The following is a 22,138-nucleotide window of genomic DNA, read 5'->3' on the forward strand; positions in this document are numbered from 1 at the left end:
AATCCGGATGTCACACGCTCGCGGCTGCGTCGTCTTCCTCTGCAGAGGTCGGCAATCGGTCGACCCAGGAAAGGAACCCCATGACCATCCCCGTGACCTCCCTCGACCAGCTGAACCTGGCGTTCGCCGACCGGTTCAACGCCCGCGACCTCGACGGCCTGATGGCCTTGAACACGTCGGACGTCGTCTTCGTCCCGGCGCCGGGAACGGCCGTCACGGGCACGGCCGCCGTGCGCGGCGCGCTCGAGCAGTTCCTCGGGCTGAACCTGCCCATCTCGATGCGCGTCCGTCACGTCTTCGAGAGTGCCGGCACCGGACTCGCGATCGCGGACTGGACCATCACCGGCACCGGCCCCGACGGCTCCGAGATCGCTCTCGCAGGCACCACGGCCGATGTCGCGGTGCACGACGAGGTGCACGGCTGGCGATACGCCGTCGACAACCCCTTCGGCACGGCCTGAACCTCTCGGGGAGGTCCGAAGGTCGGGCCTCCCTCAGCCGTCACCCATGCCCGTCGCGCGGCAGGCCCGCAGTGCCTTGCGCGCCCGGGAGATCCGCTGCCGCGCGGCTGCCGGCTCGATCCCGAGGCGCGTCGCCACCTCGTCGGTGGAGAGCCCGTCGACCACCGTCAGCAGCAGCGGTTCCCGGATGGTCTCCGGCAGCGAATGCAGAGCCTCGAGCGCGCCGTCGAGGAAGACACGGATCTCCACCGCGGCATCCACACCCGCCTGGTCCCCGGCGGTGTCGTCGTCGAGAACCGCCTCCGGTCGGCGCGCACGCTGCCGTGCCAGGTCGATGGCGACGTTCCGCGCGATGGCGTCGAGCCAGGAGCACACGCGGCCGGGCTGCGGCGTCTCCAGATGTGCGACCGAGCGCCAGGCGCGCAGGAGGGATGTCTGCGCAGCGTCTTCGGCGTCCGCGGCCGGTACCCCCAACGAGATGCTGCGCCGACGGAGTCGGTCGGGTTCGGCCGTGATCAGCCGGGAGAGCACCGCGCGGGTCGCGTCGTCGGAGTCATCGTGCAACCGAATGCTCCTCTTCCTGGCGACCGGAATAGCGCGGTCCGTTTGTGAGGCCACTCGGGTGTGTCCCGGTTTAGAGTAGCGCCATGACCTCTAGCGCCCCGGTTCTGCGACAGGCGGCGCTCATCTACAACCCGATCAAGGTCGACGGCAAGCATCTGCGTGCGACGGTGCGCGATCTGTCGCGTGAGGCCGGATGGGATCACCCGGCCTTCTATCCGACGACGATCGAGGATGCCGGGCAGGGCGCGACCGCACAGGCGCTCGCACGCAACGTCGATGTCGTACTGGTCGCCGGCGGCGACGGCACCGTGCGCGCGGTCTCGGAGGCGATCGCCAATTCCGGAGTTCCCCTGGCGATCCTGCCGAGCGGCACGGGGAACCTGCTCGCACGCAATCTCGGCCTGCCGCTCGCCGACCCGGGTGAGATGATCCGAGCGGCGCTCGGCGACTTCCGCCATCCGATCGACATCGGTCGGGCGCGACTGACCCGCGAGAACGGCGACGAGGAGGAGCACGCGTTCGTGGTTCTGGCCGGCATGGGACTGGATGCCGACATGATCGCGAACACCCGCTCTGATCTGAAGAAGTCCGTGGGATGGATCGCCTACGTCGACGGTGCAGCCCGCTCCCTCCCCCGCGCGAAGCCGTTCCGCGCCGTGTACCAGGTCGATGAGGGGCGACTGCATTCGCACCGTGCGTACAGTCTGCTCTTCGCGAACTGCGGCACCCTTCCCGCCGGCATCGCCCTCATCCCGGACGCATCGATCACGGATGCCGCCCTCGACATCGCCGTCATCCAACCCACCGGAGTGCTCGGCTGGTTCGCCGTGTGGCGCAAGATCTGGTGGGACAACTCCGTGCTGCGGCGCTTCCGTGCGGGGCGCCGTGTGCTCGAACGCCGCGGCAAGAACGCGTCGGTGCACTTCTTCCACGGGGCCGCGGCCGAGGCCGCCGCTCCGACCCCGATTCCGATCGAGCTCGACGGAGACGAGTTCGGCGTCGCCGTGCGCATCACGTGCTGGGCCGACCCCGGCGCGCTGCTGCTCGCGCTGCCGCCCGGCCACCCGGTTCACCTGCTCTGACGCGGGTGGCGCCCGTCAGCGCTTACGTCGCTTGTTCACTATCACCACGCTGATCACGGCCAAGAAGATGAGCGTGGCCCAGAAGATCACCACGGTTACCCGCAGGGGTCAGCGGACCTCGACCGTGCCGTCGAGTCCACCGCCGACCAGCGTCAGCGTGAAAGTGCCGTCGTCCTCGACCGTGTCCTCCCCGAACGCGAGCAAGGTCGCGCGGGGTGCCATGTCCATCGTGCAGACCTGATTCTCGTCGGTCACGAAGTACGCGGTTCCGGTGTTTCCCGCGCCCTCGAGAGACTCGATCTGCGGCAGGCAGGTCGAAGATCCCCAGGTGAGCAGCACGAGGCCGTCGTCGTCGAGCCAGGCGGCGGAGGGCTGGAACTCGGTCGTGGTTCCCGGGGTGCCGGTGGCGGCCGGGTCACCGTCGATGTCGACGTCGTCGGTGAGGTCGCCATAGGTCACGTTCAGGGTGATGTCCGACTTCGGGTCGACGCCCTCCGGCAGCGCGCCGAGGCTCGCCCGCGGAGCGAGATCCTTCGTGCACGGCTTCGGCGATTCACCCTCGGGGTCGACGAGCGTCACGGTGACGGTCTGCCCCTCGGCCGTGACCTGATCGACCTGCGGCACGCATGTCGACGAGCCCACCGTGATCACGGCGAACATGCGTCCATCGTCGAGCAGGGCGCCCTCGAAGTCGTTCTGGTCGTCCACGTCTCCCGCGCCGGGGGCCGGCGAACTCGACGGGGCGTCGGAGCCGGGGCCGGCGGTGCATCCCGCGACGAGGAGTGCTGCGGCGACGAGGCCGACGGCAGAGGCGAGGGGACGAAGCGCAGAGGTCATGCTCACAGGGTAGCCCGAGGGCAGATCGCCCGGAAAGCCCGGATGGACCGCGACGACTACTGCAGGGCGGAGGTCAGGCGGGCGAGGTTGTCGAGCACGGTCGAGCGCAGCGGCTGCTGCATCCACTCCTCGAGCGTCAGCTCACGGCTGAGCGAACGGTACTTGTCCTCGACCTCGCGCATCTCTGTGACGAACTCCTCGCCGCGCACCAGCATCGAGACCTCGAGGTTCAGACCGAACGAGCGCATGTCCATGTTGCTGGACCCGATGACGGCGACCTCGTCGTCGATCGTGAGCGTCTTGGTGTGCAGGATGTACGGCTTGCGGTACATCCAGATGCGGACGCCGGCCTTGAGCAGCACCTCGTAGTAACTCCGCTGGGCGTGGTAGACCATCGCCTGGTCGCCCTCTTCCGAGACGAAGAGTTCGACATGGACGCCGCGATCGACGGCCGCGGTCACGGCGAGCAGCAGCGCCTCGTCGGGGACGAAGTAGGGGCTGACGATCATGATCTTCTTCTTGGCGGCGTACAGCAGCCCGAGGAAGAGGCGCAGGTTGTTCTCGACCTCGAACCCGGGGCCGGACGGCACGACCTGACAGTCGAGGTCGCCGGAGCCGATGTTCGCATGGGCGATGTCGATTCCCTCGAGCACCGTGTCGGTCTCGCTGTACCAGTCGGCGACGAAGATCGCATTCACGCTCAGCACCACCGGGCCGTCGAGGCGGACCATGAGATCGACCCAGTGCAGCCCGCGCTTGATGTTCTTCGGCAGGTTGTAGGTCGAATCCGTGATGTTCTGCGATCCGAGGAACGCGATGTTGCCGTCGACGACGAGGAGCTTGCGGTGGTTGCGCAGGTCGGGGCGCTGCATCTTGCCCTTGAGCGGTTGCACCGGCAGCATCAGGTGCCAGTCCGCACCCATCGCGTTGAGTCGGGCGATGGTCTGCCGGTACCGGGGCTTGCCCTGGTTGGCCCAGTGATCGAGAAGCACGCGCACCTCGATGCCGCGGGCGCACACCTCTTCGAGAGCCCGGAAGAAGTTGTCGGTCGCCGTGTCCGATTGGAGGATGTAGAACTCGACATGCACGTAGTCCTGTGCAGTGCGGATGGCCTCGGCCATCTCGTCGAGCGACTCCTGGTAGTCGGAGATCAGGTGCGCACCGTTGTCACCCGAGAGCGGCAGCGCTCCGAGCTTCTGATTCATCTGGACGATCGGCCCGAACCACGCGGGGGCGTTCGGGCGCAGAGTGCCGAAGTGCAGGTGCTCGCTCGTCTCGGCGATGTACTCGTTGATCTGGTCCTGCTTGCGTCGACGCGCGCGCGGCAGGCGCGGGTTTCCGATCAGCAGGAAGAGGAAGACGCCGACGAACGGGATGAAGAACACCGCGAGGAGCCAGGCCATCGCAGCGGTCGGACGCCGATTGCGCGGGATGACGATGATCGCCGTGACACGGATCGCGATGTCGAGCACCAGCAGGAAGGCGGCGATCCACCAGCCCCAGGTCTCCGCGGTCATCGTGCACCTTCCCCACCGCGGTGACGATCACCTCGGGAGCGCGCCGAAGCCGGGGCGCTGGCTTCACAGTAGCGGATGGCTGGGACTCAGACGCGCGGCGGAAGGCCCCGTGCCGCGCGCTCTTCCGCCTCGATCTGCGCGTGGACCTTGCGCTCCGTGCGGTCGAAGCGGAGGATGCCGCGGAGCACGAAGACGAACACGACGCTCACCCCGATGGTCGGCAGAAGCGACCATGCCGCAGCGAGCCAGAAGTTGTCCATCACCCCATGGTACGCGAGCCACTCCTCGTGCACACCGCCGCGCGTTCAGCTTCCGCGTCCACAATCCGGCTTTCCCGCCCCCGAGGGATCTCCGCTCCGAGACACTCTCGGCATGACAACACTGCTTCGCGCCACCGATTCCGCCGCATTCCTCGGCATCGTCCCCACTCTCGCGGGTTTCACTCCTCGCCGGAGCGTCGTGCTGCTGCCCTTCCACGGCACGCGCACCGATGGGGCCATGCGACTCGATCTCCCCTCGGACCGGACCGACCTCGAGACGTACGCCGACGCCGCGGTCGGTCTCGTCTCCCGCGTTCAGGGGACGGATGCCGTCGCCGTCGTCGTGTACACGGACGAATGCTCGCACGCCACCCGCGACGGGCTCGTCCTCCCCCATGCCGTGGCCGTCGACGAACTGCTCGGCTGCGCGGAGGATGCGGGGCTGCGCATCGTCGATGCGCTCTGTGTGACGCCCTCCGGGTGGTCGAGCTATGCGGAGAGCGACCCCGACCTCCACCCGCTGGCAGAGATCCGCCACCCGTCCGAGGGCACCGCTGCACCTGACATCTGCGAAGACCAGGCGGCCGGGGCTCGACTTCCCGCGGTCGATATCGCCGAGAAGGAGCGGGTGGGCAGAGCGGCACTCGAACTCGCGGCGCTGCTCGACGAGGAGGGAGAGGGGAAGGGACGGTTGACCGGGCGGGAGAATCCGCAGCTGATCGCTGCGCTCGTGATGCTCGAAGACGTGCCTGCGTTCTTCGAATCGGTGCTCGCAGCCCCCGATGCTCTTCCGCCCTATGCGACCGCGACGCTGCTGTGGTGTTTGGAGCGTCCGCTGCTCCGAGACGTGGCGATCGCGCAGTGGGCGAGCGACCTCGCGGGAGGCATCCGCGCACTCGACGCGCAGACCGCCTTCGCGAAGTCCGGTGAGATGGTCCCCGACGAGCTCGGGCGGCTGTTCCTGGGCCAGGGCCCCGCCCCGGACCTCGATCGACTCCGCCTCGCACTGTCCGTCGTGCGCGAGGCGGCCGCGCGGGCACCCCGCGATGCGCGACCGGCACCGCTCACGGCGGCGGCATGGCTGTCGTGGGCGTTGGGAAGAGCCACCCACGCCGCCCGCTATCTGGAGCTGGTCCGCGAGATCGACCCGCGGTACTCCCTGGCCGCCCTGTTGGAGACCATGATCGCCGGCGCGATGCTTCCGGAGTGGGCGTTCCGTCGCAGCACGGCGGCATGACCGCCGGCTGCAGGGGCTACTTGACGAGCGGGAAGAGGATCGTCTCGCGGATGCCGAGGCCGGTGATCGCCATCAGCAGACGGTCGATCCCCATGCCCATTCCCCCGGACGGCGGCATGCCGTGCTCGAGCGCCCGCAGGAACTCTTCGTCGACCGGCATCGCCTCCACGTCACCTCGCGCGGCGAGCTTCGCCTGCTCCTCGAACCGCTCACGCTGGATCACGGGGTCGACGAGCTCGGAGTATCCGGTCGCCAGCTCGAAGCCCCGGATGTACAGGTCCCACTTCTCCACGACGCCGGCGATCGAGCGGTGCTCGCGCACGAGGGGCGACGTGTCGACGGGGAAGTCCATGACGAAGGTCGGGCGAACCAGGTCACCCTTCACGAAGTGCTCCCACAGCTCTTCGACGAGCTTGCCGTGGGTGGCCTGCGGAGGAAGATCGACGTCGTTCGCCTCGGCGAAGGCGATGAGGTCCTCGACCGAGTCCTGCGGTGTGACCGTGCGACCGGATGCGGCAGAGAGCGACTCGTACATCGAGATGCGGTCCCACTCCCCGCCGAGGTCGTAGTCGGTGCCGTCGGCCCAGGTCACAGTCGTGGAGCCGGCGACCGCGATCGCCGCCTTCTGCACGAGCTCCTGTGTGAGCGCGGCCATCTGGTTGTAGTCGCCGTACGCCTGGTAGGCCTCGAGCATCGCGAACTCGGGGCTGTGCGTGGAGTCGGCTCCCTCATTGCGGAAGTTCCGGTTGATCTCGTACACGCGCTCGATGCCGCCGACGACCGCACGCTTCAGGTAGAGCTCGGGCGCGATGCGCAGGTACAGCTCGGTGTCGAACGCATTCGAGTGCGTGATGAACGGACGAGCGGAGGCGCCACCGTGCTGCACCTGCAGCATCGGGGTCTCGACCTCGAGGTAGTCGTGGCTCGTGAACGTCGCGCGCAGGCTCGCGTTCACGGCGGCGCGCGCACGCACGGTCGTTCGTGCCTGCTCGCGGACGATGAGGTCGAGGTAGCGGCTGCGCACGCGGCCTTCGTCGCTGAGCTCGGAGTACGCGTTGGGGAGCGGGAGGATCGCCTTGGAGGCGATCGCCCAGCCATCGGCCATGACCGACAGCTCTCCGCGCCGGCTGGAGATGACTTCACCGTGAACGAAGACGTGGTCGCCCAGGTCGACGTATTCCTTCCAGTCCGCGAGCGACTCCTCGCCGACGTTCGCGAGAGAGATCATCGCCTGGATGCGAGAGCCGTCACCGGCCTGCAGGGTGGCGAAGCAGAGCTTTCCCGTGTTGCGGCTGAAGACGACGCGGCCCGCGATGCCGACGATGACACCCGTCTCGGCGCCCGCCTCGAGCTCGCCGTACTCGGCGCGCAGCGCGGGAATCGTGTGCGTGACCGGCACCGCGACGGGGAAAGCCCCCCCACCGGCATCCGCACGCTTCTCGATCAGGCGCTCACGCTTGGCGAGGCGCACGGCCTTCTGCTCGTGGACGTCCTCTTCGGGAGAAGAGTCGGTCGAGGCCGATTCGGGCGCGGCAGACGCGTCAGTCATGTGGGGGCTCCTTGGAAGTCCTTCCCAGTTTACCGAGGCGACGTGCCGGCTCACGGCGCATGCTGGGTAGCCTCGAAGAATGGCCCATCCACGGATCCTCCGCGCGTTCGCCGCCCTCGCCGTCGCCTTCGCTACCATCGCCGTCGCACCGACCGCGGCAGCCGCTGCCGATGTCGGACCCGGACTCGCACCGCAGGTGCGCGCGGACACGGAACCGGGCGGCGTCGACGACTTCTCGTATGCGTCATGGGATGCCGTGTACGAGGTCGGGCTCGACGACGAAGGCAGGGCGCGGACCCATGTGACCGAGACGCTGGTCGCCCGCTTCCCCGAGACCGACCAGAACCACGGCATCGTCCGCGGCCTGCTGACGTCTTACGAGGGGGCGAGCACCGAGACGCAGGTCCTCTCCGTGACCGATGAGGATGGCCAGGAGGTGCCGTACGAAACCGACGAGGAAGACGGGCTGCTGTACGTTCTCACCGGCGACGACGACAACTATGTGCACGGGCTCACCACCTACGTGATCGAGTACGAGATGCGCGACACGGTCATCGCGACGAAGCCGGCCGCGGGGTCGTCGACACCGTCGGTGGACGAGTTCTACTGGAACCTCCTCCCGCTCGACAGCACGCAGTCCATCGAGCGCTTCCGCACCGACATCATCCTCGATCCCGAGCTGACGGCCGCGCTCACGGGATCCACGCGCTGCTACGAGGGGGCGACGGGGGCGACCGACGAGTGCGATCTGCAGGGTCCGACCACCGACGGTGATGCAGCGACGTTCCATGTCGAATCCGGAGAGCGACCAGCCGGCGACGGGGTCACCGTGGCCATCGGTTTCGAGCCGGGCACGGTCGCACAGCCCCTCGCGCGCACACCCGACCCGGTCGGCGACGTCGCTCCGTTCGTCGCGGCCGCGGGAGCTGCAGGCCTGACGGTCGGCAGCTGGTTCGCCGTCTGGGCGTTCCGCCGCCGACGCCGAGTGGCCACCGGCATCGTCGTGGCGCAGTACGACGTGCCGGACTCCCTGCCCCCACTCATCGCGGCGACGGTCATCACCGGCGCGAAGGACGTGATCCCCGCCGAGATCGTGCACCTCGCCGTGCGCGGAAGCCTGCGCATCGAAGAAGGCGTGGAGGCCGAAGAGCCACGCTTGCGCCGCATCCCGGGGGCGGAAGCACCGGACGAGCTGGATGCCGAGGCACTGGACGCACTGTTCCTCGACGCCGACGCCGACGGGGTGGTCGATCTGCCCGCCGCCGATGAGGCATTCGCCGCCCGCATGACCGCGCTGCAGCAGAGTGGGACGACCGCGGCGACATCCCGTGGCTTCACCGAGAGGGTGCGAAGTCGTGGCGCCGTGATCGTGCAGTGGTGCGCGATCGGTGTCGCGCTGATCGGACTGGGCCTGGGAATCTGGGCAGCCACCAGCGGCCGCCTCTCGGCGATCCCCGCCCTCGTCGTCATGTCGTTCGTCGCGTTCCTCGTGTTCCTGTCGAGCGTGTACGCGTTCTCGAAGCACACGGTCCTCACGGCAGAAGGAGCGCGCACCTCCGAGTACCTGCAAGGGGTGAAGGAGTTCATCCGGGTCGCGGACGCCGACCGTCTGCAGATGCTGCAGTCCTACAGAGGCGCCGAGCGCCGTCAAGACGGCACGGCCGATGTCATCCACGTGTACGAGCGGCTTCTCCCTTACGCGATCCTCTTCGGCATGGAGGACGAGTGGGGCGACGTGCTCGAGCGTGCATACGCGCAGGAGCAGCACGGCGCTTCCTGGATCGGCGACCCGACCTCGTTCGCCCTGCGCATGCAGCTGGCGTCGTTCATGGCGTCGTCGCAATCGGCAGCGACGTATTCCGCACCATCAGCCGGCGGCTCGTCGAGTGCCGGCGGGTCGTTCGGCGGCGGGTTCTCCGGTGGTGGCGGAGGCGGAGGGTTCTCGGGCGGACGATGAGCCGCCGGCACCGTCAGATCAGTGGAGGGGCGTCGGATGCTTCGCGCAGCGCACGTTCGACCGTCGACTGCACCAGCGCCGACAGGTAGCCGCCCGGGTTCTCCACGCCGAGCTCGCGCAACCGGGCCGTCGACTGGCCGATGATCGATCGCGAGAACTCGGTGGCCGTCGCGATCGCATCCGCGTAGGCCGGTCGGTCTGCCTCCGCGATCACGACCGGCTCGCATCCGATCTCCACCGCGAGCGCCTGGGCGATCGGCAGCACCGCGGCCGGAGCTGTCACCGCGGCGAACCCCGCCTGCAGTTGACGCAGGTCGATCGAGGTCCCGGTGAAGGTGATGGCGGGGTGCACGGCGAGCGGGATCGCGCCGCGCTCGGCGGCCGGCCGCAGCACGTCGATGCCGTACGCGGGATCGGTGTGCAGCACGAGCTGCCCGATCTGCCAGCCCCCGACCTCGGCTATGCCGGCGACCAATGACGGCAGCTGCTCGGAGGGAACCGCGATGACCACGAGCTCGGCTCGACGCACGACCTCCAGCGCGTCGAGCACGGGCACATCCGGCAGCACGGCAGAGGCGCGCTCGTCATCGGAGCCGCTCGTGATCCCGATCACCGCGTGCCCCGCTCCGCCGAGCGCCGCACCGATCACCGGACCGACACGTCCCGCGCCGATGATGCCGACGCCGAGACGCCCGTCCCGCGCCACCGTCACTCCTCCGGCTGATCCGACGGTGCGGGCGGCGGCGTCCTCCGCCGCCGCAACTGCGGTTCGGCGGGAGGCGCGGCCGGCGCAGCGGGAGGTGCAGGCGGTACCGCAGGTGCGGCCGGCTGCGCAGGCGGTGCAGCCGCAGGAATCGCAGGCGAAGGCGGCGCCGGCGGCGCGGCAGCAGGAACTGCCGGGGCGGGCGGCGCCGCAGCAGGCGGCGCCGCAGCAGGCGGCGTGAATGCCGGCGGCGCGTACGATGCCGGCGGGGCGAACGGTGCCGGTCGCGCCCCCGGCGCCGGGGGCGCGAGGTTCGGCACGAATGGCGGCGGCGGAGTCACGGACGGCGGACCTGCGTACGCGGGCGGCCCCACGGGCTGCGCCTCGGATGCGGCGGCCGCATGCTCGCTCCAGCGGTGGGTCGTGTCGCGCGATGCGGCCTCGGCGGCCGCCCGGCTGACGTCGTCGAGCAGCGCCAGGGCATCCGCGCGCTCGAGGCCGGAGAGGTAGCCGGTGATGGGTCCCGGAACCGAATGCACCTGTGCGCCCGAGACCCGCTGCGACCGGTCGATCGGCCCCTGACTGAGCGAGACGCCCTGCAGGCGCGCGAGCGGGAACACGGCGAGCTTGCGCCAGACGATGCCCCGACGCAGCAGCAGGCCGAACTCCTCGACGAGGTAACCGTGGCGCTTCCACGAGAACGGACGCCGCCACCACGCGCGCCGCGGCATCGTGCGGTACGTGTCGCCTTCGATCGGGCCGACGACACCCTGCTCCCAGAGGGAGTGGATGCTCTCGGCGGGAACATCGGGCAGCACCAGCGCGAGCACGCGCTCGACGTCGGCGCGCTTGCCGACCGGCAGCACCACGTTGAACTGCTGTCCACTGCCGGAGGACTGCTGAGCGGCGCTCTTGCCGCTCATCCGGTTGATCTTGATCGTCCACCAGCCGAACGGGCGCCACAGCAGCGACTGCGTCACCTCGACGGCGAAGATGCGCCCCGGCGGGAGCGTCTCGGTCACGGTCGTGAGGAGCCCGTACGTGATGCGCACGCCGTCGGGGGTGGGGGCGATCGAGTAGCGCAACGACTTCGAGATCTGCGCCCAGGTGATACCGACCACGGCGATCACCAGCGGTACTCCCATGCCGAAGCCCAGGCCGAGCAGCACGACGCCGCCGTCGGTGTCGCCATCGATCAGCAGGCCGATCAGCGCGCTGCCGAACGCGATCGCGAAGATCGCGCCGAAGAACACCACCCACAGCAGGCCCGAGATCAACTGCGATCCGACGAGGCGTCCGGTCGGGATCTTGACGACACTCTCGGGGACGACGTCGGCGAGGTCGACACCCGCGAGGAGGTCGTTGACTCCGGAATTCACCGATCCGACCAGCTGCGCGCGCACGGATCCCGGCGCGGTCGCAGCCGGGGCCGGGGCGGAACCCGGGTTCAGCGCCGCGTTGCGGGCCGCCCTGGCACCCGATGCCAGGCGCAGGATGTCCGACCTCACGGACTCGGCGCGCGATGTCGCGAGATACTCGAGCTCGACGTTCGCATCGTTTCCGGCGCCCACGACCTCCAGCTTCGCGAGTCCGATGATGCGCGCCGGGAAGGGACGGGTCAGGTTGACACCCTGCACGCGATCGAGCGGAGCCCGTCGGTGCGAGCGGAAGATGAACCCCTTGCGCACCTCGACGTGGTCGCCGGTGATCCGGAACTGATGGAAGCGCCAGACGAACCAGAAGATCAGCACGAGAACGATGACGAGCCCGAGCACGCTGAGCAGCGCGACGAGGATCAGGTTGTTGGAGAGCACCCAGTCGACGGGATCGCCGCCGGAGTAGTCGCCGACGTGCGCCTCCTCCGGCGCGAAGAGTGCGACGGCCCACGTGATGAGACGATCGCGCATGTTCGTGATCACGATGCCGGCGACGATGATCAGCACCAGCCCGCCCTTGAAGAGCGGCGTGAGCGGATGCATGCGGTGCCACTCGCCGTTGGCGAGGGTGGTCGACGAGTCGCCGACGGCCGCCGCCGCGCTCGGGGACGGAGGGAGCTGCGGCTCGCTCACAGGCCGGTCCGGCGGGTCTCGGCGACGTGGACGAGGGTGTCGCGCAGCGCCTCCGCAGCCTCCTGAGTGAGACCGGGGATCTGCACGCCGGTCGTCGCGGCGGCCGTCACCATCTTGAGCTGCGCGATGCCGAAGCCGCGGTCGAGCGGGCCCTGGGTGATGTCCACCAGCTGCATGCGGCCGTAGGGCACAGCGATCATGCGCTGCCAGAGGATGCCCTTGCGGAAGACGATGTCGTCGGCGCGCAGCATGTACCCGATCGCCTTCGCCTGGCGCGGAAGGATGATGAGCGCGATCACCGTGATGAGGAGGACGATGCCGGCGGGGATCCACACCCACTGCTGGTGCAGCACGAGGCTGAGCACGAGCGCCGCGGCGGCGACGATCACGAGGAAGATCACGTTCTGCACGATCTGCGAGACCACGTAGCGCGGCGAGATCTGGTGCCACGCGCCGTCGAGCTCCAGGCGGGCCTCGTTCCGAGCCGTCCGCAGCTCGGAGTACGTGCCCTGGTCGAGGGCGGCGAGGTCAGTGCCCTCCGCCGGGTTCAGGGGCGCGGTCTCTGGGTTCTGAGTCATCAGGATCCTTCGGCAGGGTGCAGAACTGTTCGGCGACGAGCGCGGCGATCGTGAGGACGATCGCACTGCCGATGAGGGCCAGCATGGCCACAGTCGACCCTACCTGTGGATCGACCGGCCGTGAGAGGAGGAAGACCAGCAGCCCCGCTCCGAAGCCCGCCATGATGGCGCCGAGCAGGCTGGAGGCACGGGCGAGCGTCGCCGCTCTCAGCGCGCGGAACGGGTCTATGCGCACACCCGAGCGCACGCTGCGACGCACCGGCCAGGCGACGCCCAACGAGGCCGCGGCGATCAGCAGGAGCAGCACCGGGAGCAGCAGCGACGGCGTGAAAGTGACGCGGCCGGACGCCGTGAGCAGATGATCGAGCAGGAACCCGCCGCCGGCCGCGAGCAGCGCGAGGAGGAGCAGGAGCCCCGCAGACGTGCGCCTCATCCTTCACCCCGACCGTGCAGCTCGGCCGCGAGGTCGGCCACGCGTCCTCGTCCGAGAAGCACCGCATCCGGGTCCACGTCGAGCCAGGGGTCGAGCACGAACAGCCGTTCCGCGGCGCGCGGGTGCGGCAGCTGCAGACGCGGCTCGTCCGAGACGACGTCACCGTAGGCGATGAGGTCGAGGTCGAGCGTGCGGTCACCCCACCGCTCGCGGCGCTCCCGACCGTTCTCGTCCTCGATGGCGTGCAGCATCCCGAGCAGGATCTCCGGGGCGAGACGCGTGGTGACCAGCGCGACCGCGTTCACGTACCCCGGTGCCTCGGGATCCGGTCCGTCGAGGCGGAGTGCGACGGTCTCGAACAGGTCGGAGAGCCGCACGTCGCTCACGAGCGGCAGCCGCGCGATCCGCTGGGCCGCCCCACGGATCGTCTCGTGCCGATCTCCGAGATTCGCGCCGAGAGCGACGACCGCCACGGTCTCCGGGCGGGCAGGGCGGGGGTCGGGCCGCTCGGGCGCCCTCGCGAGGTCCCGGCTCATATCGTGATGTCCTCGAGCGCCTGCGGCGGGCGGCTGCGGTTCACGGTGACCGCCACGTCGGCGAAGTTCAGTGCGATCGGAGCGTGCGGCTTGTGCACGGTCACCGTCACGTTCTGCACTCGCTCGTCTTCGAGGGCCACCGAGGCGATGCGCTCCGCGAGCGTCTCGATCAGGTTCACCGGTTCGCCCGCGACGACCGCCGCCACTTTCTCGGCGAGGTCCCCGTAGTGCACGGTGTCGGCCACCTCGTCGGAGGCCGCGGCCTGCTCGAGCGACAACCGCAGGCGTAGGTCGACGGTGAACTCCTGGCCGTCTTCACGCTCGTGCGGGTAGACGCCGTGGTGTCCGAAGACGGTCAGACCGGAGAGAACGATCTCATCGAGGAAATCCATACCTCTAGCGTACGGGGGCCCACCCCCTCGGCCGGGTGGGAGTTCAGCCTGCCCAGGCGTGGGCGATCGCGAGTGCATCGCGGGTGCCGGCCACATCGTGCACGCGCACGGCCCACACCCCGGCGCGGGCAGCCAGAGCACTCGTGACGGCCGTCGCGAGATCGCGGCGGGATTCGGAGACCTCGTCTTCCGCCCCGGCCTCCCGACGCAGCGCCTCCGCCAGGAAGCGTTTGCGCGAGGTGCCGATGAGCACGCGAGGCCCCAGAGCGATGATCTCGTCGAGTCCGCGCAGCACGTCCCAGTTCTGCGCGCCGGCTTTCGCGAACCCGATACCCGGGTCGAGGATCAGCCGAGACGGCGCGATTCCGGATGCCGCGGCCTCGCCCATGCGCTCCTGCAGCTCTCCCGCCACCTCGCGCGCGACGCGACGGTACTCGGCGTTCGCATACATGTCGGAGGAGAATCCACGCCAGTGGCCGATCGCGTAGTCGGCCCCGGATTCCGCGACGGCTGCCCGCATCTCGGGGTCCGCGAGCCCTCCGGAGACGTCGTTCACGATGCGCGCGCCTGCCCGCACTGCCGCCGCCGCGGTGGCCGCATTGAGTGTGTCGATGCTGACGGGCACGCCCGCCGCCGCCAGCTGTTCGATCACCGGGATCACTCGCTGCTGCTCGATGTCGGTGCCGACGCGTTCGGCGCCGGGCCTGGTCGACTCGCCGCCGACGTCGAGCACCGCTGCGCCTTCGGCGCGCAGTCGCAGACCGTGGGCGACCGCCCGATCGACATCGAGGTAGCGACCGCCGTCGCTGAACGAGTCGGGGGTCACGTTGACGATGCCCCAGATCGTCGTCATCAGCGCGCTGCTCCGGAACCCGCCGATGCGCCGATCAGCGTGATCAACTCGGCCCTGGCGACGGCATCCGTGTACTCCCCGCGGGCCGCGATCGTGAGGGTGGACGCCTCGCTCTGCCGTCCGCCGCGCATCGTGACGCAGCCGTGGGAGGCATCGAGCACGACGAGGACTCCCCGGGTGTCGAGGTGCTCCGCGATCGTGTCGGCGATCTGCTCGCCGAGACGCTCCTGCACCTGTGGACGCGCGGCGAGGATCTCGACCACGCGCACGAGCGCCCCGAGGCCGACGACCTGCTCGCCCGGGAGATAGGCGATGTGGGCGTGCCCGGCGAAGGGCAGCAGGTGGTGCTCGCAGACGGAGCGGAAGCGGATGTCGCGCAGCAACACGGCCCCGGACGGCAGGGTGTCCGGTGCGGGTCCGCGCGAGACGCTGATGGTGCGTGCCAGCGGCTCGGCGGCATCCACTCCGACTCCCGCGAAGAACTCGGAGTACAGCTCGGCCATACGTGACGGTGTCTGCTTCAGCCCCGGTCGATCAGGATCTTCGCCGATGGCCTCGAGCAGCTCACGGGTGAGTCGCTCGACACGGTGCCTGTCGACGGTCACGTCACGCCGTCGCGGGTCGCGGGTTCCCGGCTCCCGCCGAACCCTGCTGCGCACGGCGTGCGGTGGTGGGTGCCTCGACGGATGCCGCGAGCGAGACGTCCTTCTTGGGCACCTCGATCGGGGGCCGCTCCGACACCGGACGGTCTTCACTCGACAGCCACAGCGGACGCTCCGGAAGCTTCTTCACCTCGGTGAAGATCTCGGCGATCTGGTTGTGGTCGAGGGTCTCCTCCTCGAGGAGCGCCAAGGCGAGCTTGTCCAGGATGTCGCGGTTCGCGCTGATGACCTCGTAGGCCTCGTTGTGCGCCTGCTCGATGAGCGCGCGCACTTCTGCATCCACCCGCTCGGCGACCCGCTCGGAGTACTCACGACCGCGGCCCATGTCACGACCGGCAAAGGGTTCGCCGCCCTCGCTGCCGAGCTTGACCGGACCCACCTGTGTGGTCATGCCGTACTCGAGCACCATCTTGCGGGCGATCGAGGTCGCCTTCTCGATGTCGTTCGATGCACCGGTGGTGGGGTCGTGGAAGATGATCTCCTCCGCGACGCGACCGCCCATGGCGTAGGTCAGCTGGTCCTGGAGCTCGTTGCGGGTGATCGAGTACTTGTCGTCCAGCGGCAGCACCATCGTGTATCCGAGGGCCTTGCCGCGGGGCAGGATCGTGATCTTGGTGACCGGGTCGGTGTAGTTCATCGCCGCCGCCGCGAGGGCGTGTCCACCCTCGTGGTATGCGGTGATCAGCTTCTCCTTGTCGCGCATCACACGGGTGCGGCGCTGCGGTCCGGCGATCACGCGGTCGATGGCCTCGTCGAGGGCGCGGTTGTCGACCAGCTGCGCGTTCGAGCGGGCGGTGAGCAGCGCGGCTTCATTGAGGACGTTGGCCAGGTCTGCACCGGTGAACCCTGGGGTCTTGCGGGCGACGACTTCGAGGTCGACGTTCTTCGAGAGCGGCTTGCCCTTGCTGTGCACCTCGAGGATCCGCTGGCGACCCTTGAGGTCGGGGGCGTCGACGCCGATCTGGCGGTCGAAGCGGCCGGGGCGCAGCAGTGCCGGGTCGAGGATGTCGGGGCGGTTGGTCGCGGCGATCACGATGACGTTCGCGTTCGGGTCGAAGCCGTCCATCTCGACCAGCATCTGGTTGAGGGTCTGCTCGCGCTCGTCGTTTCCGCCGCCCATGCCGGCACCGCGGTGGCGGCCGACGGCGTCGATCTCGTCGATGAAGATGATGGCGGGGGCGTTCTCCTTCGCCTGGCCGAAGAGGTCGCGCACACGGGAGGCACCGACACCGACGAACATCTCGACGAAGTCCGATCCGGAGATCGAGTAGAACGGGGCGCCTGCCTCGCCGGCGACGGCGCGGGCGAGGAGCGTCTTGCCGGTTCCGGGAGGGCCGTACAGGAGCACGCCCTTCGGGATGCGGGCGCCGATGGCCTGGAACTTCGCGGGATCCTGCAGGAACTCCTTGATCTCGTGGAGCTCTTCGATGGCCTCGTCCGCACCGGCGACGTCGGCGAAGGTGACGGTCGGCGTCTCCTTGTTGACGAGCTTGGCCTTGGACTTGCCGAACTGCATGACCTTGCCGCCGCCGCCCTGCATCGACGACAGCAGCCACCAGAACAGGAGGCCCAGCAGCACGAGCGGGAGGAGGAGCGAGAGGAAGCCGTCGAACCAGGTCGCACGCGGCACAGCGTCGTTGAAGCCGTCCTTCGGAGCGGCTTCGTTGATCGCGGTGACCACCTCGTCGGCGCGGGCGTCGACGTAGTAGAACTGCACGTTCTCGGAGCCCTCGAACGCCTTGGAGAGGGTCATGTCGACGCGCTGGTCGCCGTCGGTGTTGACGACCTCGGTGACCGTGGTGCCGGAGAGGAGCTTGAGCCCCTCCTGCGTCGTGATCTGCTTGGGCGCACCCAGATTCGAGATCAGCAGGAAGCCGCCGAACAGCAGCAGGCCGATCAGCGCGACGTAGATCAGCGGATTCCGGGTGAGCTTCTTCACATCCATGATCGGATCAGCGTATCGCGCGCGCCCTAGGGGGTCGCTGTGCGTTCACCCACGGCGTAGCGTGCCGCGCGTCAGGAGTAGACGTGCGGGGCGAGCACCGCGACGTCGCGCAGGTTGCGGTAGCGCTCGTCGTAGTCGAGGCCGTATCCGACGACGAAGTCGGTGGGGATGTCGAAGCCGACGTACTTGCAGTCGATGTGGACCTTCGCGGCCTCGGGCTTGCGCAGCAGGGCGAGCACCTCGATCGACTCGGCGCCGCGGGATCCGAAGTTCTCGAGCAGCCAGCTGAGGGTCAGACCCGAGTCGATGATGTCTTCGACGATCAGGACGTGCTTGCCGTTGAGGTCGGTGTCGAGGTCTTTGCGGATCTGCACGACACCGCTCGACTTGGTGCTGGCACCGTAGCTCGAGACCGCCATCCAGTCCATCGGGGCGTGGAACGGCAGAGCGCGGGCGAAGTCGGCCATGACCATGACGGCCCCCTTGAGCACGCCGACGAGGACCAGGTCCTTGCCCTCGTAGTCCTGGGCGACCTGCGTCGCCAGCTCATCGAGCTTGGCGAGGATCTCCTCCTCTGTGACGAGGATCTGAGCAAGGTCGTCCTGGATCTCCGCGGCGCGCATGGATCGATTTTAGGTGACGGAACCGGGTGCTCCGGTTCAGGGTTCTCCGTTGCGATCAGGAATGGATCTCGTCGTGATCGCCGCGGGTGGTCTTCGGGCTGAGCACGCCGATCTCGATGGTCTCGTACTTGCCTTCCTCGGAGCGGACCCAGGTCACCTCGACATACCAGTCGTCTTTGCCGTAGGCGTCTGCGGTACGCCGCCCTTCCGAGGTCTCACGTGCATCAGTGTGCTCCCACCCGTCTGCGAGCAGCTGGGTGGCGATCGCCTTGGCAGCGTCATCAGAGGCCCCGTCACGCTGGACCGGCTCGACGTAGGTGTCGACCTGCCACCAGACGGAGTCGTCCGCCGAGGGTTCGACGGAGACCGGGTTCTGGAGCGTCCGTCCTCGGGACTCCACATCGGGCGTCGTCGTCGGCGCGAGGTCCGCTGGGATCATCCCCACGATCTCCTCCGCCAGCGCTTCCGCCTGCACCTGATACTCATCGAGTCGACTCTCGGTCGTCATCGCACACCCTCCTACAATGCATGCCGCAGCAAGCACCGCCAGCGCACCCCAAAGACGTCTCATGCGTCAGGCCGACAGATCGTCGCTGTCGACGCGCACCTTCTCCGGGATCGCCACGAGGACGCGCTGGCTCCCTGCTCTGCCTCGGTCAAGACGAGATGCCCTCATGGTCTCCACGCACAGTCGTGGGGCTGACAACCGAGATGTCGAACCGTTCGACCTTGCCTGGTTCAGACTTCACCCACGCGATCTCCACGTACCAATCGTCCCGTCGGAAGCCGTCCGTGATCGTGCGGCCTTCGCCTGTCTCGCGGACGCGCTCCACCGTCCAACCATCCGACTTCATGGCCTCCGTGACGGCGGCAATCGCCTCAGCCGCTGCATCCTCCCGCTCCACAAGGCTGACGTAGGCCTGAGCCTGCCACCAGGCGGGATCGCCCGGACGTTTCTCGGCGGTGACACCGTTCTGCGGCGCCTGCCCCCGCGACTCCAGCTCAGTATCGAGCGCCAGCTCCAGGTCAACGGGGATGAGCTCGACGACACTCATCGCGAGCGTCTCACTCTCCGCCTTGTACTCGTCGAGTCGACTCTCCGGTGTCGGTGGCACCGCGCATCCTCCCAGAATCAGCACGCAGACGAGCGCGATCATCATTCCCGTCAGTCTTCGCACCATTCGGCTCAGGAATGGATCTCGTCGTGATCGCCACGGATCGTGTCAGGGCTCACCACGAGGACCCTCAAGCTCTCGATCGTTTTCGGAGTAGAGCGTACCCATGCGACACGCACATACCATCCGTCCCGTCGGTACTCATCTGTCTTGTAGACCGGATCCGGGGACCCCGACTCTTCAGCCTTCTTCCATCCATCGTCAACGAGCGCGGTTTCGATCGCGGTGGCCGCGGTCTCGGACGCCGCAGGCTCGTCGAGCATGACCACCGAGGTCTTCACTTCCCACCAGGCGGGCGTTTGAGGGGTGTCTCCCATGCTCTGCGCCAGCCGCCCGGCGGAGGCACTATCCGGGGCTTCATCCGCAATCACTGCTGCGGGAATGGACTCCACGACCTGCTGCGAGATCGCCTCGCCTTCGGCTCGAAACTCATCCAACCGACTGTCAGCCGACACGGCACACCCTCCGATCAAGCCCACCGACGCGAGCAGTGCAACGATTCCCCACCATCTCCGCATCAGTCGATCCTCACATAGTGCGGCTCATAGTCCGAAGCATCGATCCCATCGATCGCAATGCTGGAGTATCCACCCGTGACGTACTCATTCGGAGCCCAACTGATCGCCTCGCCACCGGTGATGACCTCGACGATGTTGTGGAACGCGGTCGACCGCGGATTGAGCACGGAGCCGTGACTCTCAATCCCATTCGGGAAGCCGTAGTCCTCGAGGTCGGCGCTATCGGGATCTGCATGGTCGATCCATCCAGTCTCCAGACGCGTAACGTCGTCGGCCAACAACGGGGACTGGCCGTGGATCGCATACCAATCGTCGTGATCACCCTGAATCATCCCCACCACGGCGTCGTTCCTAGCCATCATCGAGTAGTGCGGAACGCCGGATGTGTACGGGAAATCTTCGACGCCGGCCACCCCAGCCCCCATGCCGGCCGCAGAGACGTAGAGAATACGGTCTGCCTTCAAACCGGCCTGCTCCGCCAACCCCACGGTCGCGCCGCCGTAACTGTGTCCCATAACGGTGAGAGTGGACTCGTCCGGGCGTTCGATGCCCGCGACGAAATCGACCAGCTTCGGAGCGAGATCATGGGAGTACGAAGCATCCGTGGGGCCGGGGACTTCCAGCTGCGGAAAGCTACCGCCAGCCCATTGGAACACTGCGCTCCCCGGGCCGTTCGCATCGATAGCCGCGGAATAGAGACTTGCTCCGGTTCCGTGACCGAATTCACTGATTGTGGTCGTCGTTCCCGGCACGGAGACCGCCACGTTCTGCACCCAGACCGGGATGTCGCCGGTGACGGGGTCGATTGCTCCGTGATAGGTCGCAATGGCATTCGCATCAGCATTGAAGACGACGACCTGAGCTCCACTGTGCTTGTGTTCGCGGCCGGACTCGTCGTACCAGACTGGCTGCTCATCGAGCAGATCCTTCCACGCACCGATCGGCTCCCGCAGCTCGGCGATCTCGTCGCTCAGGCTCTTCCGCCGCTGGGCGCTCCAGTGGTTCCGCGCAGTCATCCCGTCGAGCTTCTCCTGGAGTCGGGCGATCTCCGCTTCCCGCCGCGCGATCTCGGTGCGCATGTTGGTGTGGTTTGCCGTGACGCGGTCGCGGATCGGAATGCCGTTGAGGTTGCCGATGATCATCGGCGACGCGGCGAGTAGAGCAGCCGTCGCCGTCTCATCCATCGAGTTCCACGTCTCACGGATGATGTCCGGATCCCCGAGACCGGCCAGGGACTCGGCCGTGATCGCATTGACGTTCCCCGCCCACGCGAGACTGGCTGCCGCGAACCCCGCACCGCCGACCTTCCCGCCCTGCGTGACGGCGGAGATGAGCGGTACGGCGGCGATCGCGTTCACGGCACGCTGGTCGATCGCAGTGCGCTCCTCCGCCAGCGCGCTGTACGACGCCCGCGCCGTGTAATAGTCGTCGATCGCATCCTGCCAGCGACGCAGGTAGCTCGGGTCGTCGACGTACATCCACGACGGCAGCACCGCGTCCCACGGCAGCGCCCAGCCCGTGACGAACTCGCTCGCCGCGCTCAACGCCTCGGCCCGACGCACGAAGATGTGGTCGTACGCATTCTGCGCGGCCCGCAGCCGACGGGCAGCCTCGCTCTTCAGCCCCTCCAGGTCGGTCACATACGCCGACACCGCGGTCGAGATGCCGTCCAGTCCCTCAGCCGCCTCGCCCATGCGCTGCGACAGGAGCACGACTCGCGCACCGAGTGCATCCGCCGCGGACGCCGTCATCGACGTGATGCTCGCCAGCGCCGCATCCGCATCACCCTTGCGCTCTCGCGACGACGCCGCCCGCGTGGAGAACGTGGTCGCGTACCCGCTCACGGCGCCCGCATCTCCGCGAGCCGGATCGTCGATCAGGCCTGGCAGACTCATTGCGCCGCCTGCTGCGCGAGCGCCTCGTCGTTGGCGGTGAAGGTCGATGCAACGGATGCCGCATCAGTCGCAGAGTTGGTCGCCGTCTGCGCGAGGGCCGACAGGATCTGCGTCACCAGCGACTCGGCCTCGCCCAGCGCACCTTCGACCGAAGACGACCCGGTGCCTCCGAACGACAGGCACGACGTGATGATCGGCGCGGCCCCCGCAGTGAGCCGTGCCTGCGCTGCATCGAGCGCTTCTTTCTGAACATCGAGATCGGTCACCGATGCCCCTTTCCCCCCGGACGCGT

Annotated in this window: 24 protein-coding genes; 4 read left to right on the forward strand and 20 right to left on the reverse strand. The window is 68.3% G+C overall.

Features of this window, described 5'->3' with window-relative positions; genetic code table 11:
- Nucleotides 1-80 precede the first annotated feature (80 nt).
- Entirely contained in the window at nucleotides 81-461 is a 381-nt protein-coding gene (locus tag J7E45_RS06725; protein WP_029263734.1) for a nuclear transport factor 2 family protein, read from the forward strand.
- 33 nt (nucleotides 462-494) lie between these two features.
- On the opposite strand, the gene J7E45_RS06730 is transcribed toward J7E45_RS06725, so the two are convergent.
- Complete coding sequence (locus tag J7E45_RS06730; protein WP_215068041.1) at nucleotides 495-1,025, reverse strand: RNA polymerase sigma factor; 531 nt, start codon at nucleotides 1,023-1,025, stop codon at nucleotides 495-497.
- Nucleotides 1,026-1,108: 83 nt separating this feature from the next.
- On the opposite strand from J7E45_RS06730, the gene J7E45_RS06735 reads away from it, so the two are divergent.
- On the forward strand, nucleotides 1,109-2,107 hold the full coding sequence (locus J7E45_RS06735) for a diacylglycerol kinase family protein (protein ID WP_091035719.1): 999 nt from the start codon (nucleotides 1,109-1,111) through the stop codon (nucleotides 2,105-2,107).
- A 108-nt stretch (nucleotides 2,108-2,215) separates the two neighbouring features.
- On the opposite strand, the gene J7E45_RS06740 is transcribed toward J7E45_RS06735, so the two are convergent.
- The 3 genes from J7E45_RS06740 to J7E45_RS06750 all read right to left on the reverse strand — a co-directional run bounded on the left by J7E45_RS06740 (nucleotide 2,216) and on the right by J7E45_RS06750 (nucleotide 4,721).
- Entirely contained in the window at nucleotides 2,216-2,944 is a 729-nt protein-coding gene (locus J7E45_RS06740) for a hypothetical protein (RefSeq protein ID WP_215068043.1), read from the reverse strand.
- A gap of 56 nt (nucleotides 2,945-3,000) precedes the next feature.
- A complete protein-coding gene (cls, locus tag J7E45_RS06745; RefSeq protein ID WP_167634059.1) occupies nucleotides 3,001-4,461 on the reverse strand; it encodes a cardiolipin synthase in 1,461 nt (486 codons plus the stop codon).
- A gap of 86 nt (nucleotides 4,462-4,547) precedes the next feature.
- The gene (locus J7E45_RS06750) at nucleotides 4,548-4,721 is read right to left on the reverse strand and encodes a hypothetical protein (protein WP_167381640.1); all 174 of its coding nucleotides are present in this window, start codon (nucleotides 4,719-4,721) and stop codon (nucleotides 4,548-4,550) included.
- A gap of 112 nt (nucleotides 4,722-4,833) precedes the next feature.
- Here J7E45_RS06750 and J7E45_RS06755 point away from each other — a divergent pair, with 112 nt between their 5' ends.
- A complete protein-coding gene (locus J7E45_RS06755) occupies nucleotides 4,834-5,958 on the forward strand; it encodes a DUF4192 family protein (RefSeq protein WP_215068045.1) in 1,125 nt (374 codons plus the stop codon).
- Nucleotides 5,959-5,974: 16 nt separating this feature from the next.
- Here the strand turns inward: J7E45_RS06755 and lysS are convergent, their stop codons facing one another.
- Entirely contained in the window at nucleotides 5,975-7,507 is a 1,533-nt protein-coding gene (gene lysS, locus J7E45_RS06760) for a lysine--tRNA ligase (protein WP_215068048.1), read from the reverse strand.
- A 79-nt stretch (nucleotides 7,508-7,586) separates the two neighbouring features.
- On the opposite strand from lysS, the gene J7E45_RS06765 reads away from it, so the two are divergent.
- A complete protein-coding gene (locus J7E45_RS06765; RefSeq protein ID WP_215068050.1) occupies nucleotides 7,587-9,464 on the forward strand; it encodes a DUF2207 domain-containing protein in 1,878 nt (625 codons plus the stop codon).
- Nucleotides 9,465-9,477: 13 nt separating this feature from the next.
- Here J7E45_RS06765 and J7E45_RS06770 read toward each other — a convergent pair whose 3' ends face one another.
- The 15 genes from J7E45_RS06770 to J7E45_RS06840 all read right to left on the reverse strand — a co-directional run bounded on the left by J7E45_RS06770 (nucleotide 9,478) and on the right by J7E45_RS06840 (nucleotide 22,112).
- Complete coding sequence (locus J7E45_RS06770; protein WP_029263726.1) at nucleotides 9,478-10,170, reverse strand: DUF2520 domain-containing protein; 693 nt, start codon at nucleotides 10,168-10,170, stop codon at nucleotides 9,478-9,480.
- Nucleotides 10,171-10,172: 2 nt separating this feature from the next.
- Nucleotides 10,173-12,236 carry a PH domain-containing protein gene (locus J7E45_RS06775; RefSeq protein ID WP_215068052.1) on the reverse strand — a complete coding sequence of 688 codons (2,064 nt, stop codon included), beginning with the start codon at nucleotides 12,234-12,236 and terminating at the stop codon, nucleotides 10,173-10,175.
- Nucleotides 12,233-12,814 (reverse strand): PH domain-containing protein, encoded by a 582-nt coding sequence (locus tag J7E45_RS06780; protein ID WP_215068054.1) that lies wholly within the window; start codon nucleotides 12,812-12,814, stop codon nucleotides 12,233-12,235. Before J7E45_RS06780 ends, J7E45_RS06775 begins: the two co-directional genes overlap by 4 nt.
- Nucleotides 12,765-13,247, reverse strand: coding sequence for a DUF3180 domain-containing protein (locus tag J7E45_RS06785; protein WP_029262838.1), 483 nt, complete (start codon nucleotides 13,245-13,247; stop codon nucleotides 12,765-12,767). Before J7E45_RS06785 ends, J7E45_RS06780 begins: the two co-directional genes overlap by 50 nt.
- Entirely contained in the window at nucleotides 13,244-13,783 is a 540-nt protein-coding gene (gene folK / locus J7E45_RS06790; protein WP_215068056.1) for a 2-amino-4-hydroxy-6-hydroxymethyldihydropteridine diphosphokinase, read from the reverse strand. Before folK ends, J7E45_RS06785 begins: the two co-directional genes overlap by 4 nt.
- A complete protein-coding gene (folB, locus tag J7E45_RS06795; protein ID WP_091035749.1) occupies nucleotides 13,780-14,175 on the reverse strand; it encodes a dihydroneopterin aldolase in 396 nt (131 codons plus the stop codon). Before folB ends, folK begins: the two co-directional genes overlap by 4 nt.
- A 43-nt stretch (nucleotides 14,176-14,218) precedes the next feature.
- Nucleotides 14,219-15,028 carry a dihydropteroate synthase gene (folP, locus tag J7E45_RS06800; RefSeq protein ID WP_167635440.1) on the reverse strand — a complete coding sequence of 270 codons (810 nt, stop codon included), beginning with the start codon at nucleotides 15,026-15,028 and terminating at the stop codon, nucleotides 14,219-14,221.
- The gene (gene folE, locus J7E45_RS06805; RefSeq protein ID WP_167635441.1) at nucleotides 15,028-15,633 is read right to left on the reverse strand and encodes a GTP cyclohydrolase I; all 606 of its coding nucleotides are present in this window, start codon (nucleotides 15,631-15,633) and stop codon (nucleotides 15,028-15,030) included. Before folE ends, folP begins: the two co-directional genes overlap by 1 nt.
- Before the next feature lies 1 nt (nucleotide 15,634).
- Complete coding sequence (gene ftsH, locus J7E45_RS06810) at nucleotides 15,635-17,635, reverse strand: ATP-dependent zinc metalloprotease FtsH (protein WP_215068058.1); 2,001 nt, start codon at nucleotides 17,633-17,635, stop codon at nucleotides 15,635-15,637.
- A 71-nt stretch (nucleotides 17,636-17,706) separates the two neighbouring features.
- Nucleotides 17,707-18,258, reverse strand: a complete 552-nt coding sequence (gene hpt / locus J7E45_RS06815) for a hypoxanthine phosphoribosyltransferase (protein ID WP_029262844.1) — start codon at nucleotides 18,256-18,258, stop codon at nucleotides 17,707-17,709.
- Nucleotides 18,259-18,313: 55 nt separating this feature from the next.
- Nucleotides 18,314-18,766: a hypothetical protein gene (locus J7E45_RS06820; RefSeq protein ID WP_215068060.1), complete on the reverse strand. Its 453-nt coding sequence runs from the start codon at nucleotides 18,764-18,766 to the stop codon at nucleotides 18,314-18,316.
- A gap of 148 nt (nucleotides 18,767-18,914) precedes the next feature.
- Nucleotides 18,915-19,418: a hypothetical protein gene (locus tag J7E45_RS06825; protein WP_251053493.1), complete on the reverse strand. Its 504-nt coding sequence runs from the start codon at nucleotides 19,416-19,418 to the stop codon at nucleotides 18,915-18,917.
- 26 nt (nucleotides 19,419-19,444) lie between these two features.
- Complete coding sequence (locus tag J7E45_RS06830; protein ID WP_136025628.1) at nucleotides 19,445-19,888, reverse strand: hypothetical protein; 444 nt, start codon at nucleotides 19,886-19,888, stop codon at nucleotides 19,445-19,447.
- Between the two features lie 62 nt (nucleotides 19,889-19,950).
- Nucleotides 19,951-21,591, reverse strand: coding sequence for an alpha/beta hydrolase (locus J7E45_RS06835; RefSeq protein ID WP_308162070.1), 1,641 nt, complete (start codon nucleotides 21,589-21,591; stop codon nucleotides 19,951-19,953).
- Nucleotides 21,592-21,842: 251 nt separating this feature from the next.
- Complete coding sequence (locus J7E45_RS06840; RefSeq protein ID WP_029262849.1) at nucleotides 21,843-22,112, reverse strand: hypothetical protein; 270 nt, start codon at nucleotides 22,110-22,112, stop codon at nucleotides 21,843-21,845.
- Nucleotides 22,113-22,138 lie beyond the last annotated feature (26 nt).

Source organism: Microbacterium sp. ISL-59 (assembly GCF_018613945.1).
GTDB classification, from domain to species: domain Bacteria; phylum Actinomycetota; class Actinomycetes; order Actinomycetales; family Microbacteriaceae; genus Microbacterium; species Microbacterium oxydans_B.

Bases quoted from the DNA above. Each gene is read 5' to 3' on its own strand.
- J7E45_RS06725 (WP_029263734.1), top strand. From the start codon at position 81: ATGACCATCCCCGTGACCTCCCTCGACCAGCTGAACCTGGCGTTCGCC.
- J7E45_RS06735 (WP_091035719.1), top strand. From the start codon at position 1,109: ATGACCTCTAGCGCCCCGGTTCTGCGACAGGCGGCGCTCATCTACAAC.
- J7E45_RS06740 (WP_215068043.1), bottom strand. From the start codon at position 2,944: ATGACCTCTGCGCTTCGTCCCCTCGCCTCTGCCGTCGGCCTCGTCGCC.
- cls (WP_167634059.1), bottom strand. From the start codon at position 4,461: ATGACCGCGGAGACCTGGGGCTGGTGGATCGCCGCCTTCCTGCTGGTG.
- J7E45_RS06750 (WP_167381640.1), bottom strand. From the start codon at position 4,721: ATGGACAACTTCTGGCTCGCTGCGGCATGGTCGCTTCTGCCGACCATC.
- J7E45_RS06755 (WP_215068045.1), top strand. From the start codon at position 4,834: ATGACAACACTGCTTCGCGCCACCGATTCCGCCGCATTCCTCGGCATC.
- lysS (WP_215068048.1), bottom strand. From the start codon at position 7,507: ATGACTGACGCGTCTGCCGCGCCCGAATCGGCCTCGACCGACTCTTCT.
- J7E45_RS06765 (WP_215068050.1), top strand. From the start codon at position 7,587: ATGGCCCATCCACGGATCCTCCGCGCGTTCGCCGCCCTCGCCGTCGCC.
- J7E45_RS06780 (WP_215068054.1), bottom strand. From the start codon at position 12,814: ATGACTCAGAACCCAGAGACCGCGCCCCTGAACCCGGCGGAGGGCACT.
- J7E45_RS06785 (WP_029262838.1), bottom strand. From the start codon at position 13,247: ATGAGGCGCACGTCTGCGGGGCTCCTGCTCCTCCTCGCGCTGCTCGCG.
- folK (WP_215068056.1), bottom strand. From the start codon at position 13,783: ATGAGCCGGGACCTCGCGAGGGCGCCCGAGCGGCCCGACCCCCGCCCT.
- folB (WP_091035749.1), bottom strand. From the start codon at position 14,175: ATGGATTTCCTCGATGAGATCGTTCTCTCCGGTCTGACCGTCTTCGGA.
- folP (WP_167635440.1), bottom strand. From the start codon at position 15,028: ATGACGACGATCTGGGGCATCGTCAACGTGACCCCCGACTCGTTCAGC.
- ftsH (WP_215068058.1), bottom strand. From the start codon at position 17,635: ATGGATGTGAAGAAGCTCACCCGGAATCCGCTGATCTACGTCGCGCTG.
- hpt (WP_029262844.1), bottom strand. From the start codon at position 18,258: ATGCGCGCCGCGGAGATCCAGGACGACCTTGCTCAGATCCTCGTCACA.
- J7E45_RS06820 (WP_215068060.1), bottom strand. From the start codon at position 18,766: ATGACGACCGAGAGTCGACTCGATGAGTATCAGGTGCAGGCGGAAGCG.
- J7E45_RS06825 (WP_251053493.1), bottom strand. From the start codon at position 19,418: ATGATGATCGCGCTCGTCTGCGTGCTGATTCTGGGAGGATGCGCGGTG.